A 16,647-nucleotide genomic window follows, 5' to 3' on the forward strand; every position below is an offset into this window, starting at 1 on the left:
GAAAAAACATCACCTTTCTTAATCAAACTATTAGCTATTATTGATTTTCTTGCTATAGGGATATTCTTAATTTCACTTGCGGTAGGTCTTTTGATTCCGTCACCCAATGCAAGTTCTATATTTCGAATTCCAGCAACTAACTGTTTCAATTCCGTTGGATCTAAACTTGCCTTGTGATCAGGACCGGGAAGATTTTTATCAAGAGTGAAATGTTTTTCAATAACTGTTGCTCCTAAGGCAACGGCAGCCAACGATATTTCAATCCCAGATGTATGATCCGAATACCCGACGGAAACCCCAAACGCATTCTTAATCGATTGTAGTGCTAACAAATTCACATCAGAAAACGGTGTCGGGTATTCCGTAGTGCAGTGAAGGACCGTTAAAAGGTCTCGTGGTAATCCACTACTCTCAAGAACGAGAATTGCCTCTTCGATCTCACCTAAATTAGCCATTCCCGTCGATAGAATTACAGGTTTGCCTAACTTACCGATTGCTTCCAAGTAAGGTAAATTTGTGATTTCTCCCGATGGAATTTTAAAACGTTTTAAATTCAAAGTAGTTAAAAAATCCAAACTTTCCAAATCAAACGCAGTCGACAAAAACTCGATATTTTTATCAAAACAATGGTCAATTAATTCTTTATGTGCTGAAGGAGATATCTCCAGTTTCTTAAGCATCGAATACTGTGATTCTTCTGGATCTGTGGATGCCGCTTGATATTCCGCTTTCTTTGCTGACTCTGTTACCAAAGCTTCCGCACGAAAGGTTTGAAATTTTACAATATCAACACCTGCCTCACAAGCTATGTCGATCAATTGGTGTGCTAATTTTAAATCGCCATTATGGTTTACACCTGCCTCAGCGATAATCAAAGTTTGATTGTTATGATTCGTTTTCATTTAAAAAATGTTGTATCGGGAATTGTTTTTAAGACTTTTGATGCCATTCCCACTATGACTTTTGAACCAATGGATACATTTTCTTTTACCGTAGTTCCACTTCCCAAAAAAGTACAATCGCCAACCGTGACTCCACCATTGAGAACACAAGATGTTGAGATATGGGAATGATCACCGACTATAACCTCATGCTCCAAAATAGAACCTGTATTGATAATACAATTATTTCCGATTTTTACATCACTGTTAACAATCACGTTATGTAAAACGATAGTCCCCTCTCCAATTTGAGCCGATCGAGCTATCCTTGCTTTTGGTGATACAATAGAAACCAGAGAAAAACCCAATTCCTTCAAATGCAAAAACATCTGATGTCTTGGCTCAAAATTTTTAATTTGACCAATACAAATGATTATATTATTAGAAATTGATTTAGCTTGTTGCAAATCTTTATCTGTTCCAATAATTTGATAACCTAAAATTTCCTTTCCTTTTTCCACTTCCGAACCAATAAGGCCAACAATTTGAAATCGACCTTCGGCTTCAATCACGTCAATACAAGATTTGGCATGTCCACCTGCTCCAAGTAATAATAATGGTTCTTTCATTACTTTTATTTAAGTTACCAGAGAGGGACTACTCGGAATATTAATCAGTCTTTGTTCTAAAGATTTCGCAACAGGCAAATCCATCTTTGGACAATTTTGGAATGGAGTGAGAGTATGTAACAATCTCCAGCAGGGTCTTGTCATGATTCCATTGTCATTTGTGATCTTAAGGATGGAGTCACGCGCGGCTTGGGACTCTTTAGATAATACTAAAGTTTGAAGCCAATAGTTACTTTTACAATTTTTTGGCTCCTCCATCAAAGAAAGGCCAGAAACAGATTTTAGTGCCTCTTGGTATTTACTGAATAACAATCGTTTCGATTCCAAAAAAGAAGGTAATTGTTCTAATTGAGCACAACCCAATGCAGCATTGATATTAGGCATTCGATAGTTAAAACCTATTTCATCATGAACATATTCCCATCGATGTGGAATTTTTGCAGTTGTGGTTATATGTTTAGCATGTTTTGCCAAACTCTCATCTTGAGTTAAAATGGCTCCACCGCCGCCTGTAGTTATTGTTTTGTTCCCATTAAAGCTCAATACACCAAATTGCCCGAAGGTTCCCGTATGTTTGCCAAAGTAATAACTCCCCAGTGATTCTGCTGCATCTTCGACAAAGGCTAAATGATAATCCTTTGCTAGAGCAACAAGTTCACTTAAAAGACCTGGATGGCCAAATGTATGCATGGGAACAATGGCTCTAATTACTCGATTCGTAGCACGATTAACCGTTTGTCCATTTCTGATTTCGGTAATCGATTTCAAATATTCTCGAAGAGCTAAAGGATCGATGCCTAATTGGGCTGATTCACTTTCAACAAAATGCGGAATAGCTCCACAATAACTTACAGCATTTGCAGTAGCGACAAAAGTAAGAGAAGGAATCAGTACTTCGTCTCCCGGAAGAACACCAGCCAGTTTCAGAGCAATATGTAAAGCAGAAGTTCCATTCACGACAGCCACAGCATATTTAGAACCTGTATAGGATGCTAATTCTCTTTCAAACCTATCAACGAATTTTCCTACGGAAGAAACAAATCCAGTATCCAAACATTCCTTTAAGTAGTTCCATTCATTACCAGAGAACTCCGGCTCATGTAAAATAACCGAAGAATCCCCTGTCACTTTTTTTAAAGCTGTAAGTGTGGAAATTGAAAACTCTTCAACGTTTAACATATATTAGATATTATAAATACCAGTTTTATACAACTGTAAGTTTTTTTCATCTCGAAACCAATCCACAGTCTCTTGTAAACCTTTCCGAAACCCATCTAGCCCACCAAACTCCGGGATCCATCCCAAAAGGTTCTTTGCCTTTTCATTGGAGGCCCATAACCGCTCTACTTCACTTTTTTCAGGCCTAAATCGAGCATCATCTGATTCAATCTCAATCATTACATCCATTAACTCAGCAATAGTTTTTACAGTATCGCCAACAGAAATTTCATAATTACTTCCGAGGTTAATTACTTGGCCAATCCCTTTATCTGAATTCAAAGCAGCCAAAAACCCAGAAACAGTATCCTTTACATAATTAAAGTCCCGTGTTGGATGAATGGCACCTAACTTGATCTTGCGAATACCTTTAGCAATCTGAGTGATAATTGTAGGAATGACTGCTCGAGCCGATTGCCTTGGCCCATATGTATTAAATGGACGAATTATGGATACCGGTGTATCGAAGGAACTATAGAACGACATCGCTATTTGATCTGCTCCTATCTTACTTGCAGAATAAGGAGACTGTCCCTGTAATGGGTGTTCTTCGGTTATCGGAACAAAGCGCGCAGTTCCATAAACTTCTGAAGTCGATGTGTGAATTACTTTCTTAACTCCCAAATCCTTCGCAGCTTGAACTATATTTAAAGTACCTTTGATGTTTGTATCCACATATGTATCTGGTGAATGATAAGAATAAGGTATGGCTATCAAAGCTGCCAAATGGAGAACAGCATCGCAACCTTTCATTGCAGCTCTTACTCCATTTGGATCTCGAACGTCACCAGAAAAAACTTCAAATTTTCCATTAACTTCTGGTGAACAGGAATCCAACCAACCCCAAGAATTAAACGAATTATAAAGAACAAAAGCCTTTGTATCATAGCCGGCACGCACTAACGCCTCTGTCAAATGCGAACCAATAAAACCATCTGCGCCAGTAATAAGAATTTTTTTCATTAATTTGTCCTACTTACCTTCCACGGTTGTGATAACAATACTCGACCAGACCATCCAGATAAATAGGATGAGCTCACGAGATTCATTCCCTCTTGATGGATTTGAAACTGTATTCCTTTCCCGGGGTTATATATTCCATGTGGATGGATTTGCGGAACATGCATTGTCACTTGAGCAATGTAATTTCCTACTGGCAAAAAAATTGCCGGAATCGTTACCTTGGCCTCATAAATACCTGGCTCATGCTGCTCGCGAAAACTTTCATTCTGATCACCAATACAAGTTAAAAGGATGGTCTCTCCATCTTTCAAAATTCTTAAGTCAACAACCAAATTGGAAATCCGTCCGTTGACTTTATATTTAATGTTAAAGTCAAATGCCTTATCAAAGGGTTGAAAGTTCTTTTTATCGGCGGTTACAATTCCAAAAGAAAGAATTTGATGGTTGATGTCCTTTTCAATTGGGAAGCTTAAACTTGCCTCTTGGCTAGAATTTTGCATCATATCTGATTTCAAAGCATCAAGATAAAGGGAGACGGCAGATGAAGTATCCCCATCAAATTTTACGCGGCCATCATCCAATAATATAGATCTTGAACAAAGCGTAGTAATTGCATCCATACTATGGCTAACAAAAATCACTAGCCTTCCCTGATCTTTACTCACGCTATCCAACTTCCCTAAACATTTTTTCTGAAAGACAGCATCCCCGACAGCTAATACCTCATCTACAACCATTATATCTGGCTCCAAATGTGCTGCTACAGCAAACGCCAATCGAACATACATACCGCTAGAATACCGTTTAACAGGCGTATCAATAAACTCCTCCACTCCGGAGAAATCAACTATTTCATCAAATTTGCGTAGAATCTCTTCCTTTCTCATCCCAAGAATGGCACCATTCAGAAAAACATTTTCACGACCTGTAAGCTCTGGATGAAAACCGGTTCCCACTTCCAATAAACTTGCGATTCGACCATTAATACGAATACGCCCTTCACTAGGGCTAGTAATGCGAGATAAAATCTTTAATAAAGTAGACTTCCCTGCTCCGTTACGCCCGATGATACCAACTCTTTCACCCTTCTGAAATTCTAAATTGATATCAGAAAGTGCCCTGAAGTTATTTCCGACCAAACGAGATTTTTTTTCTCCAACCTTCGCATTCGGATCTTCTTTCCCCCGCCACTTGGCCCAGGCCGATTGTAAATCCTGAAACAAAGTACCATGGTTTATGGATCCTAATTGGTAAGTTTTACTAAGTCCCTCGACTGATATTGCGAACTTATTCATATTGTATCCATAAAATTCTTTTCAACTTTATGAAATGAAATCATTCCTAAAAATAGAAACACTAAAGTGACTATCCAGCCGATACCCCAGTGATACCATTCGATAGTTAAAACTCCGAACAGGGAATACCGAAAGATTTCAATACTTGAACTGATTGGATTTAGCATATATATATCTAAATATTTTGCTGGCACCATGGAAACTGGATAAATCACTGGGGAGGCATACATCATTAAAGAAATTCCAAAACTAAGTGCAAAAACCAAATCTCTATATTTTGTTGTGTAGGAAGATAAAAAAATTCCAAAACCAAGGGCAAACAATCCAACTTGCAAAAAAACCAGAGGAATGAGTATCAGGATATGGAAAATAGAAATTAGACTCAAATGAGAATAACCATCAAAAGCAATATAAAAAATCCCGAGAAGAGCAACTTGCAGAAACAACTTAAGATAAGTGATTAATACTGTTGAAATCGGCACAATCATACGAGGGAAAAATACTTTTCCGAACAATCCGGAATTGTTTAAAAAAGTATTAGATGTTTTATTTAGAGCATCAGAAAAAAAACTCCATAAAGTGGAAGCAGACAAATAAAACAAAAAAGGATTGATTCCATCAGTTGAAATATTCGCAATATTGCTAAAAATCACAGTCATAGTCAGTGAGGTGAAAATTGGCTGAATGATATACCAAAGTGGTCCAAGAATGGTTTGTTTATAAAATGCAACAAAATCTCTTTTCACTAAAAGCCATAAAAGATCGCGATAATCATAAATTCCCGCAAAATCAATATTATACCACTTAGATTCGTTTGTAATTTCAATTTCTTTCATGAATTAATTTATACCACCTTGGATCTCAACGGCTCTCCATTAAAAAAACGAACAACCTCTTCCGCTGCTTCTCTCTCCATATCGGCGCGGCAATCATCTGAACAAGAACCCATATGTTGAGTTAAAATCACATTCTCCAATTCCTTCAAGTTACCTTGATAAGGTTCCTCATCAAAAACATCCAAGGCCGCACCAGCAAGTTGATTCGATTTTATTACGTTGTAAAGATCCGCTTCATTCACAATTCCACCGCGTGCTGTGTTGATTAGAAATGCAGAAGGTTGCATTTTCCTTAGTAAACTTGCATCAAATAAGTTTTTTGTACTATCTAATAAAGGCACATGGATTGTCAGTATATCTGAATTTTGTACTAATTCTGATAACTCAACTTGTCTGATTAAAACTGGACTCCAATTTTTACCGAGTTCCCGATTCATTTTATAGAGAACATTAGCAGATTCTTGTAATCTTCTGATCTCATCAGCTTTATCAAGCAGGTCACAAACAAGAATCTCTTTAGGAAGAAATCCAAGTAAATGGGAAGCGACCCGCGTTCCTATACGACCAAATCCAAGAATGCCTATTTTAGAACCACCAATCCGATTACCATAAGGACGAGTCCATCCACCCTTTCTAATTTCTCGATCAGCAAAGGACACCTGTCGCATCAAATCAACCATCAAACCCACTGCCAATTCGGAGACGGCAGGAGAAACAGCATCAGGTGTATAAGCAACCGAAACAGAATTTTTAATGCAGAGATCTAATGGAACACTATCAAGCCCTACTCCCACTCTTGAAATTAATTTTAACTGGGAACTACCTGCCACAAGCGGTGTTAAATCTTCTGTTCCGGCAATCAATGCGTCAAAATCCTTTGCATTTTCTAGAACTTCGATAGGTTTCATCTTTCTTCCCATCGGATTGATCTCAACTTGATGGCCATGGGCGAGCAAATGTTCGAATGCTTTTTTATCAGAGCGACAAAATGGAAATGTAGAAACGAAAACCTTTGCCAAAGTAGTTATCCTCTATGTTGCTTCACAAAATCTTCATAAGCTCGTTTGATACCTTCTTTGAGTTCGATCTCATGTTTCCAACCCATACTGTGCAATTTTGATACATCTAAAAGTTTTCTAGGTGTGCCGTCTGGCTTTGTTAAATCAAAGTTTAATTTACCAGTGTATCCAATCACTTCCTGAATGGTTTCCGCCAATTCCCGAATGCTAACTTCGATACCAGAACCAATATTAACATGTTCTCCACCTTTTGGGTCATTCGATACATCGTAACTTTCCATCAAAAATAGGCAGGCTCTTGCCATGTCCTCTGAATATAAAAACTCTCTAAGCGGTTTTCCCGTTCCCCAAATCACAACTTCAGCTGAATTTTGAACTTTCGCTTCGTGGATCCTTCGAATCAAAGCCGGTAATACATGAGAGTTTTCTGGGTGATAGTTATCCCCCGGCCCATATAAATTTGTAGGCATCACAGAAATAAAATTAGTTCCATACTGCCGGTTATAACTCTGACACATTACGATACCTGCTATTTTTGCAACAGAGTATGGTGCATTTGTCGGTTCTAGTTTGCCATCAAGTAACTGCCCCTCATCCATCGGCTGTTTTGCAAACTTTGGATATATACAGGAAGAACCAAGAAAACACATTTTTTTAGTTCCAAATCGATAAGCTGCATCAATAATATTATTCTGAATTTGTAAGTTTGAAAATATAAATTCAGCAGGATATGTATTGTTCGCATGGATTCCTCCAACCTTTGCGGCTGCCAAAAAAACATACTCGGGCCTTTCTTTTTCGAAGTATTCTATGACAGCTTCTTGATTGGTTAAGTCCATCTCCGAATGTGATTTTCCGATCACATTCGTAAAGCCAGCATCTTTTAATACTTTAACTAACGCAGAACCAACCAACCCTTTGTGGCCCGCAATGTAGATTTTTGCATCTTTATTCAAAGGAAACACTCCATATTCTTATTTATTCCTAAACAACTCAATAAAACCCGTTAGATATTTGCGAATCACCTAACTTTTCAATTTCCACTTTTAGAGCTTCATATTCCTTTTTTTTAATCTCATAAAAATGTAATGTCAATCGCGCCTTCTCTTCAATTCCGCTTGGCGTTAACAAATAAGTATATGCCATCTTATTTTTGTTATTTTTAAAATTATTCATTTTGATTAAACCTTTATCAAGAAATGCTTTTAAAATATAGTTCACCTTACCTAGACTAAGCCCTAGTACATCAGAAGCATCGCGCTGAGAAAGATGAGGATTCTCAGCTAACAATTGCAAAAGTTTTAAGTGGTAATCGCTATATTGTGATACTTCTTTCATTTGTTTAAGACATTCCCTGTGCGCACTTTTGGTTCTAGAGAATACTGAATCAAGGTAATGGGATAAGAGATCGGCTTAGCAGTTATCTTGGATCCAGGCGTAGCTCCGCCCCCTGAGTCCCAGCCATTTAACAAAAAGTGTTCACTATTTGAACGAAGTAAAGATATTTTTGTTCAAAATTTGAACAAAAATCTGCCCTGATTTTTGAAGGAATTTGGCACGAACCTGAATTTCGACTTGGATGGTTTGCAGAAATAAGAGATGGATTCAAACTCATTTGCTTTCCTATTGACTTAGAAACTAAGGAAAGGGATACCATTCGCAATGAAACCAAAAAAGCGCACCATTCCCTATGACTTACTCATCAAACTTGTCAGTGTCGCCAAAGGGATTGTTTTCCATTCCATCGAAGAAAACTTTTCAGACCATAATGAATTAGCATCTCCTTATCCTACAGCACTACTCTGCAACCATGTTTCGGAAGCTGATGTTGTTTCTCTCTCTATGGTTTATCCCAGACTCAATCCAAAAATCAAAATGATCATTCCTGCAAGAGAGGACATATTAAAACCTGGGTTCCTACAAAAAGAGTTTCGAGCCAAAGGAATCATCAAATGGATCTTTCAATTCATTGATGCTATAAAAATCATTCCTATTCTTTTGCGTTATATTGGTGCGGTTCCCATCAAACGACCATTTCGCGATAATGCTAGAGAACTCGTAAAATCTGGTGAGTTACGAGAGAAGGTAGATAGTGAATGGACAGAACTTGTTGCCAATATTAGAAGGGGCCGAAATTTGTTTATGTTTCCTGAAGGAACCTACAGCCATGATGGTTTTCTAAACCAAATCAAACGAGGGGCCTTCTATATTAAATCAAAAATAGATAGTCTTCATTTTAATAGTTTCACTCTGACTTACGATCACCTTTCTTACCAAAAAACAAAACTCTATATCAAATACGGTAAACCATTTCAAATTGATCCAGAACTGACAGCAGACCAAGTGACCCGACTTGTGGGTGAAAAACTGGGTAAAAACTATACGATCACCCTCGGAAATCTTACCTCTTATGTATTACTAAAATTTGGGAAAGAAACAAAAATCAAAAAACAACAATTAGTTGACCTTCTATTAAAACTGAAAAAACAAATTGAATCCACTTTTCCTGAAATCACCGTTGCTTCCGAACTGCGTAAGGAAAGTTTTCATATCCAACTCGAATCTATCTTTGAAAAACTAAAAAACTTCAAACTCATTGATTGGGAAGAGGAAACAATCCAAACAAAAGATATCCTTTATCATATCCCCAAGTCCCTTCATAATTTAAAAAAGTCAAATATCGTTATGTATCACAGAAACCAACTCACTGCTCACCTAAATCATTTAGAAGAAGTTTGGAATGGAATCTTTACAAACCAAGGAGTTTTTCATGAAACCACTTAAACCCATTCGTATTGTCCTTTTTTTAAGTTTATTTTTTCTGGGATGCGGAACCATCTCTCGTGGTTGTGCCAAATATTTTGGTTATGACGAAGTTTGTGTGGATGGGGTCAAATACATCCAGTTCACTTCAGGTGCCAGTGTAAAATACAATCCCGATGGAACGATTGCCACTTGTCGCTAAAGTACTAAAGTAAGTTTAAACTGATCTTTTTTTGTCCAGGTTCTTTGCCACTTCCCAAAGTAGAATAGAGCCTGCACAGGATACATTCAGCGAATTGACAACACCTAACATGGGGATGTTGACGATCGAATTACAAAGGGATTGTAAATGAACACTCATCCCTTTGGCTTCATTTCCAAGAATGATAAGAATTGGTGAATTTAAACTTTGGTCTCGTAAGGATTGGGAACCTTCTGAATCGGTTCCTATTACCTTTAACCCACACCTTTCCTTTTCATTTTTTAAGAAAAATTCCAATTGAGAAACTGATTCCAGAAAAATCAATTTTGTATGAAATACACTTCCGAGGCTTGCTCGAATCACTTTCGGATCATAAACATCAATGGAATGCCCCAAAACAAAAATGGCATCCACTTGGAAGGCATCGGCTGAGCGCAAAAGGGAACCAAAATTTCCCAAATCACTGGGCCGATCAAAAAGTACATAAAATGGCATCTGTTTTTTTAAAGAAATAAGTTCCGTCAAGGAATGAGTATGGATTTTTGCTGTGACAATCAACTCAGAAGGATTTTCCTTTTCTGAAAGTTCCGCATACAAATCAGGTGCCATCTCAAATTGTTTTGCTTTGCTAAATTTCTTTAAGACTGAAACCGCCCAGTGGGACAAGGGCACACCATCCCGATACAAGATGCGTGTGACCTCCCAACCTGCCTCTATCAATTGTTTGATGCCCTCTGTCCCCTCTACAAAAACTTCCTTTTCTTGGCTTCGTTTGGAACGGTTTGTTCGAAGAGCCAATAAAATCTGAAACTCTGCATTCTTAACACTGATTTTTAGAGGTCGTTTATATCCCATAACAAAGGCTAAATGGTAACCGCTAACCTCGTTCCTTGATCAATGGCTCTTTTGGCATCAAGTTCGGATGCTAAATCTGCCCCACCAATCAAATGGACTGGAATATTGGCTTTTTGCAAAGGTTCGAGTAGGGTCCGATTTGGATCTTGGCCTGCACAGACAACCACTGTATCACAGGGGATCTTTTTTGTTTCACCCTTCACTTCGATGACAATTCCATCCGCTTCGATGGCTTTGTAGGTGACACCAGAGATTTGAGTTACCTTACGATCTTCGAGTGTGGTTTTATGAATCCAACCTGTTGTTTTCCCAAGGGTAGCACCAAATTTGCTATTGGAACGTTTGAGCATTGTTACTTCTCTGTCTGAACGAGGGGTGTCTTTGGTTCCGAGCCCTCCATCCTTAGCGATCTCTTGGCTAATTCCCCACTCTTTTAGATAATTTTCTTTGGTAAAGGAATGGCCTGCATCGGTAAGAAGTAAACTCACATCATAACCGATTCCACCAGCACCCATGACAACGGCCCTTTTTCCCACAGGTTTTCCTTTTAGAACCACATCCACATAACTAAGAACATTCTCTCCATGAATTCCAGGAATCTCGGGAGTTCTTGGTGTAACACCAGTAGCCAATACCACTTCATCAAACCCTTGTTTGATGAGTTCCTCTGCAGAGACAAACGTATTTAATTTTAACTGGACTCCATGTTTTTTTACCATTTCACCAAAATAACGAATGGTCTCTTTGAATTCTTCTTTTCCGGGGATACGACGAGCAATGTTTAATTGTCCTCCGAGTTCCGCCCCAGCATCAAACAAAGTTACAGAATGTCCGCGTTCTGCAAGGGTGGTGGAACAAGACATCCCACCAGGACCTGCCCCAACAACGGCGACCTTTTTTGGTTTTGCCGTTTTTTCTATGATTAAATCGGTTTCATGGCAAGCTCTTGGATTCACCAAACAGCTGCATATCTTTCCTTGAAAGATATGATCAAGACACGCTTGGTTACAAGCAATACATGTATTGATCTCCTCTGCTTTTCCCGCGGCAGCCTTATTAACAAAAAAAGAATCCGCAAGGAAGGGCCTTGCCATAGAAACTAAATCCGCATCTCCACGACTAAGAACTGACTCTGCGATTTCGGGAGTGTTGATTCGATTCGAGGTCACAAGAGGAATGTTCACATGACCTTTGACTTTAGCAGTGACCCAAGTAAAGGAGGCCCTTGGAACCATCATCGCAATGGTTGGAATCCGAGCTTCATGCCAACCAATTCCTGTATTGATGATTGTGGCTCCTGCTTTTTCAATTTCCTTAGCTAAGACAAGGACTTCGTCGATATTTCCACCATCTTCTACAAGATCCAACATAGACAATCGATAGATGATGATAAAATCAGTCCCCACTCGTTTTCGAACGGCTTTAACGATTTCAATCGGAAACTTGATGCGGTTTTCAAAACTTCCACCCCAATCATCGGTTCGGTTATTAGTTCTTTTGGCAATGAATTGGTTGATGAGATATCCCTCACTGCCCATAATCTCAACTCCATCATAACCAGCTAACTTTGCTAACTCGGAACAGCGTGCAAAATCTTCAATAGTTTTCAAAATTTCTTCTTCAGTGAGAGGATGTGGTTTGAACATATTGATGGGTGCTCGTAGATTTGATGCCCCCACAATTTTATCGTGGTATCCATACCGGCCCGTATGGAGGATTTGTAGGGCAATTTTTCCACCTTCTTTGTGTACTGCCTCGGTCACCACACGATGGTGTATGGCTTCTTCTTCAGTATCCATCACACCCCCACCTCTAGAAACTCGGCCCGCTTCATTTGGAGCGATCCCACCTGTCACAATTAGAGCCACTCCGCCTCTGGCTCTTTCTCCATAAAAAGCAGCCATTCGTTCATACCCGTTAGGAGCTTCCTCTAAGCCGGTATGCATGGAGCCCATAATGGTTCGATTCTTAAGTGTAGTGAATCCGAGAGATAAAGGTGACAAAAGATTTGGATAAGAAGTCATATGCTACAAAAATAGAAAATGGAAGTTTTTGGCAAGATTTACTTGCAATTTAAGCGAAGAACAGGTATAACAATCCCCTGTGGAACTTGTGACAGAGAATCAAAAAACAAAAAATGCCATCCTTTTTGTAGATGATGAATCCATTATCTTGATGAGCATGAAGTCGCAAGTAAAACAACATTTCGGCGAAAAGTACAAATATCTTACCGCTGACAATGCAAAGGAAGCTTGGGATCTCTTGCAAGAATTAGAAGAAGAAGGTAACTCTGTTTCAATCATCATCTCTGATTGGTCAATGCCTGGGATGAATGGTGATGAGTTTCTAAGAAAGGTTCATAAGTCCTATCCTAATATTGAAAAAGTAATCATCACTGGATTTGCAGACCAAAAGTCAGTCGAAGATCTCAATTCAGAAATTGGCCCTATCTCTTGCTTAAAAAAACCTTGGGATGAAGAAGAACTGATCTCCACAATTTCCAATGCCATGCACAATTAACTGTGTTTGGGTAGGAAGATATAAAAAATAGTTTTACCAGGAACAGAACTCAGTTCGATCCGTCCACCATGACGTTTGACAATTTTACTCACTATGTCGAGACCAAGCCCACTCCCTTCCCCAGGAGCTTTGGTTGTAAAAAAAGGCTCAAAAATTTTAGATTGTATCTCTTCTGGAATTCCTGGACCGGAATCCTTTAAAGAAACTAAAACGTCCTCTCCCCGATCTTTTACTGCAATTTCCAAATTACCAACAAAAGACATGGCTTGTAAGGAATTATAAATTAAGTTAGTCCATACATGCAACAAATCATCCGGATAACATTCAATAGGTGCCACTTCATCAAAATCTTTTACTAAGTTTATTCCGCGTTTTAATTGGTTTTGATAAATGGTGAGAACTGTTTCGATTGTGTCTTGAATCGAAGCTTTGTTTTTTTTGCCAGTGGCATCAAAACGAGAAAAATTCTTCAATGCATACATGATTTTGGAAATTCGATCCACAGCCAGTTGGATGGATCTTGTGTTCCTTCTAAATTGGATTTCCAAAGCTAAATAGTCTAAAAATACCTTTATATAATGCGATTGGAATAGCGGTAAATAATTTGGATCTATCTCTCCAATCCCTAACTCTACCCAAGCTTCAGCAAAATCTTCAGCAGGACCAACTTCATAACCATGGGCCAAAAACACTTCTTTGTTTCTTTTCTTACGAAGTCGTTCTTCTTTTCCTGTATAAAATTCAATCGGTTGGTCTAAGTTTGCAAGGATTGTTTTTACAATCTTCTGCTCTGGGACTGAGACAGAGAGAATCGCCTCCCGAAACAATTGAGAGGCAAGTCCATAACGTTTTTGCCAATCTAACATATTTTGGTTGGAAGCCTTTACTGCTCCAATTGGATTATTAATTTCATGAGCGATCCCTGCTATTAACTGACCTAAGGCGGCAAGTTTTTCCGATTGAATCAACTGTTCTTGAGTTCGTTTTAAATTTTCGAAAGCAACTTCCAATTCCAACTTTTGTTTTTCGATGAGTTTGTTTTTATCTCGAATTTCTGAATTAATAAGACGTAACCTTTCCACTTCTTTTAATGGAGTTAAATCAAAGATGCTGTAACCTATGGAATGGGTATCTTTATATAAAAATCGTTTTACAGATACAAGGGCAGGAAACAAATCCCCATTTTTCTTTTTACAAACAATTTCTAAAGAGTCATTTGCATTCAAACGAATCGATTTACGGATTTTACGAAGGGTTTCTGCGGTTAATAGGTTACGAATTTTTAATTTCGGAACGTCCGCCAATTCGTATCCAAACAACCTTTGGAAGGCAAAATTGGAATCTTTTACTGTTAACCCATTTTCATCAAAAATAAGGAAAGCTTCTGTGGAAAATTGGTAGAATGCTTCAAAACGTTCATCGGATTTGCGGAGTGCCTCTTCACTTAACTTGATTTCGGTGATGTCCAAAACAGTACCCATAAGAACCAATGGTTTACCTTCCTTGGAACGAGTGAGTTTCCCCCGAGCTTCAACCCAATGTAATTTACCATCGGAATGATTGATACGATTCCGAATCCGATACTCCGAACGATTTAAATCACCCATTAAAAGATTTGTTTCATTTGATAACAATTCCCAGTCTTCTTTATATGTTAATTCGATGAATTTTTCTTCGGTAACTTCAAAATTCGCACCGGGAAATCCATAGATGTTATAGGTTTGAGGAGACCAATAGATGGTTCTTGATCCAATGTCCCAACTCCAAATCCCCATCTTGGCCGCATCCAGTGCCAAAACCAATCGCGATTCTGATTCCCGAAGTGCTAGGCTTGCTTCCATTTGTTTGGTTCTGTTGATCATGGCACCAAACATCCGATAGGCCTCTCCCTTATCGTCATACAAAAATATACCGTTATCTTCTATGTAAACGTAGTCATTCGATTTAGTTTTGTATCGATATTCTACAGAAAATTTTCTGCGATTTGCAAGTGCTTCATCAAACACTTGCAATGTAATTTCTCTATCATCAGGATGAATTGCATTCGACCATAGTTCGTATCCAAATTGTTGGTATTCACTCGGTGAATATCCAGTGATTTCTTGTATGGCCCCCCCCCAAAGATTTTCACCTGTTTTTATGTCCAAATCATAAACCATACTCAACGACAATTCTGTGATGGTTCGGTACTTGATTTCGTTATACTCAAGTGCTTTTTGTTTTAAAACATTTTCTGTTATGTCTGTGATAAGAAATACAAGGAAAGAAATTTCACCGCGTTGGTTGAAAACTGGAGAACCATTGATCGATAGATATTTTTTATTTCCTGCGGAATCTTCAATAGAATGCCGAATGTCCGTGACTGGTTTTTGCGTTTTTAAAATGATATTAAAGGGTTGGTCTTCTTCTCTCCAAGGTCCACCATCAACCGATGTATTTTTCCACTCGGGGGCATCATAGGTTCTTGTCAAAATGTCATTTAGTTTGATTCCAAGAACAGACTCGGATGCCGGGTTGGCATACAGAATCTGGCCCAATGGATTGAGCACCATCATGGCAGTGGAACTGACATTCATTATGGTTGTCAAAAGCTCAGCTTCGACAAACTTCTCATCTGCAGAAAGACGACGACCTTCCGGTTTTCCTTTATCCTTTGAATCGCCCTTTCCTAACGTAGAATCCACTCCCCAATAGACTTATTTTTTTAAAGAATCCAATTTAGTAGCTTCGATTTTTTGGTAAATTGGAAGGATGATAAACAAAAACCGATCCAAAACTTGGATGAAACGGAAAAGAAGCGACGGATAAACTTCTTTAGCATTTGACTCAATCCCACTCACTACTTTTTTCGCAACCGTCTCCGCGGATTGGCTCGGGAAGGGAACTGGAACCTTCTTCCCTGCTGCATCAAAGAACTGTGTTCTTGTAGCAATTGGATAAACAACCATCACTCGGTTTCCCGGTTTTAACTCAAACCGATAGGCATCGATAAAAGAACGAACGGCCGCTTTGGTCGAAGAATACTGGGCATAACCGGGGAGTGCCAAATGACTCATCGCGGATGCTGTTACGATAAACAAAAAAGGTTCTTTTCTTGTGAGATTTAATGTAGTTAGACAATACAAGGGTGAATATACATTCGTACGATAGATCCGATCAATGCGATCCCAATCGGGAGCACCAATGACTTCATAATAAGCAAACCCTGCATTTGCATAAAAAATGTCGATTCCGCCCAATTTTTTATCTGCATCTTTAAATAATTTATCCAAACTTTCTTTTTTGGATACGTCGCATTTGTAAGGGATAACGTTTGGGTGAACCAGAATGTTCTTTTCATTTAGATCGCAGGCAAGAACCTTCACACCTTCATGCTTTAACACTTGCAACATGGTCTCTTTTCCGATTCCGGAGCCTGCACCGGTAATCACGATTCGTTTATTTTTTAGTTCCATGGGTGAAACCT

16 protein-coding genes are annotated in these 16,647 nt (G+C 38.6%); 3 read left to right on the top strand and 13 right to left on the bottom strand.

Annotated features, from left to right (window positions below):
- From neuB to JWG40_RS11565, 9 genes are all read right to left on the bottom strand, one after another.
- Nucleotides 1–902 (bottom strand): N-acetylneuraminate synthase (gene neuB / locus JWG40_RS11525; RefSeq protein ID WP_205285953.1); only part of this gene is annotated, 902 nt, incomplete at its 3' end.
- Nucleotides 899–1,510: an acetyltransferase gene (locus JWG40_RS11530; RefSeq protein ID WP_205285954.1), complete on the bottom strand. Its 612-nt coding sequence runs from the start codon at nucleotides 1,508–1,510 to the stop codon at nucleotides 899–901. The genes JWG40_RS11530 and neuB, both read right to left, overlap by 4 nt.
- A gap of 9 nt (nucleotides 1,511–1,519) precedes the next feature.
- Complete coding sequence (locus tag JWG40_RS11535; RefSeq protein ID WP_205285955.1) at nucleotides 1,520–2,689, bottom strand: LegC family aminotransferase; 1,170 nt, start codon at nucleotides 2,687–2,689, stop codon at nucleotides 1,520–1,522.
- A gap of 3 nt (nucleotides 2,690–2,692) precedes the next feature.
- Nucleotides 2,693–3,691 (bottom strand): NAD-dependent 4,6-dehydratase LegB, encoded by a 999-nt coding sequence (locus JWG40_RS11540; RefSeq protein WP_205285956.1) that lies wholly within the window; start codon nucleotides 3,689–3,691, stop codon nucleotides 2,693–2,695.
- Nucleotides 3,691–4,914, bottom strand: a complete 1,224-nt coding sequence (locus tag JWG40_RS11545) for an ABC transporter ATP-binding protein (protein ID WP_232369335.1) — start codon at nucleotides 4,912–4,914, stop codon at nucleotides 3,691–3,693. Before JWG40_RS11545 ends, JWG40_RS11540 begins: the two co-directional genes overlap by 1 nt.
- A 68-nt stretch (nucleotides 4,915–4,982) precedes the next feature.
- The gene (locus JWG40_RS11550) at nucleotides 4,983–5,822 is read right to left on the bottom strand and encodes an ABC transporter permease (RefSeq protein ID WP_205285958.1); all 840 of its coding nucleotides are present in this window, start codon (nucleotides 5,820–5,822) and stop codon (nucleotides 4,983–4,985) included.
- An 8-nt stretch (nucleotides 5,823–5,830) separates the two neighbouring features.
- Nucleotides 5,831–6,841, bottom strand: a complete 1,011-nt coding sequence (locus tag JWG40_RS11555; protein ID WP_205285959.1) for a phosphoglycerate dehydrogenase — start codon at nucleotides 6,839–6,841, stop codon at nucleotides 5,831–5,833.
- Between the two features lie 5 nt (nucleotides 6,842–6,846).
- Entirely contained in the window at nucleotides 6,847–7,797 is a 951-nt protein-coding gene (locus JWG40_RS11560) for a GDP-L-fucose synthase family protein (RefSeq protein WP_205285960.1), read from the bottom strand.
- Nucleotides 7,798–7,834: 37 nt separating this feature from the next.
- Nucleotides 7,835–8,179 carry a MarR family EPS-associated transcriptional regulator gene (locus tag JWG40_RS11565; protein ID WP_205285961.1) on the bottom strand — a complete coding sequence of 115 codons (345 nt, stop codon included), beginning with the start codon at nucleotides 8,177–8,179 and terminating at the stop codon, nucleotides 7,835–7,837.
- 324 nt (nucleotides 8,180–8,503) lie between these two features.
- On the opposite strand from JWG40_RS11565, the gene JWG40_RS11570 reads away from it, so the two are divergent.
- The gene (locus JWG40_RS11570) at nucleotides 8,504–9,625 is read left to right on the top strand and encodes a 1-acyl-sn-glycerol-3-phosphate acyltransferase (protein WP_205285962.1); all 1,122 of its coding nucleotides are present in this window, start codon (nucleotides 8,504–8,506) and stop codon (nucleotides 9,623–9,625) included.
- On the top strand, nucleotides 9,612–9,806 hold the full coding sequence (locus JWG40_RS11575) for a hypothetical protein (RefSeq protein WP_205285963.1): 195 nt from the start codon (nucleotides 9,612–9,614) through the stop codon (nucleotides 9,804–9,806). The genes JWG40_RS11570 and JWG40_RS11575 overlap by 14 nt, the downstream gene beginning before the upstream one ends.
- 15 nt (nucleotides 9,807–9,821) lie before the next feature.
- Here the strand turns inward: JWG40_RS11575 and JWG40_RS11580 are convergent, their stop codons facing one another.
- Both JWG40_RS11580 and JWG40_RS11585 read right to left on the bottom strand, forming a co-directional pair.
- On the bottom strand, nucleotides 9,822–10,661 hold the full coding sequence (locus JWG40_RS11580; protein WP_205285964.1) for a TrmH family RNA methyltransferase: 840 nt from the start codon (nucleotides 10,659–10,661) through the stop codon (nucleotides 9,822–9,824).
- 8 nt (nucleotides 10,662–10,669) lie between these two features.
- A complete protein-coding gene (locus JWG40_RS11585; RefSeq protein WP_205285965.1) occupies nucleotides 10,670–12,685 on the bottom strand; it encodes an oxidoreductase in 2,016 nt (671 codons plus the stop codon).
- Nucleotides 12,686–12,764: 79 nt separating this feature from the next.
- Between JWG40_RS11585 and JWG40_RS11590 the strand changes: the two genes are divergently transcribed.
- Nucleotides 12,765–13,181 (top strand): response regulator, encoded by a 417-nt coding sequence (locus tag JWG40_RS11590; protein ID WP_205285966.1) that lies wholly within the window; start codon nucleotides 12,765–12,767, stop codon nucleotides 13,179–13,181.
- Here the strand turns inward: JWG40_RS11590 and JWG40_RS11595 are convergent.
- Nucleotides 13,178–15,757, bottom strand: coding sequence for a PAS domain S-box protein (locus tag JWG40_RS11595; protein WP_408611516.1), 2,580 nt, complete (start codon nucleotides 15,755–15,757; stop codon nucleotides 13,178–13,180). The two genes, JWG40_RS11590 and JWG40_RS11595, sit on opposite strands and share 4 nt — an antisense overlap.
- Nucleotides 15,758–15,877: 120 nt before the next feature.
- The gene (locus JWG40_RS11600) at nucleotides 15,878–16,636 is read right to left on the bottom strand and encodes an SDR family NAD(P)-dependent oxidoreductase (RefSeq protein ID WP_205285968.1); all 759 of its coding nucleotides are present in this window, start codon (nucleotides 16,634–16,636) and stop codon (nucleotides 15,878–15,880) included.
- Nucleotides 16,637–16,647: the final 11 nt, after the last annotated feature.

The organism is Leptospira abararensis (genome assembly GCF_016918735.1).
Lineage (GTDB): Bacteria > Spirochaetota > Leptospiria > Leptospirales > Leptospiraceae > Leptospira_A > Leptospira_A abararensis.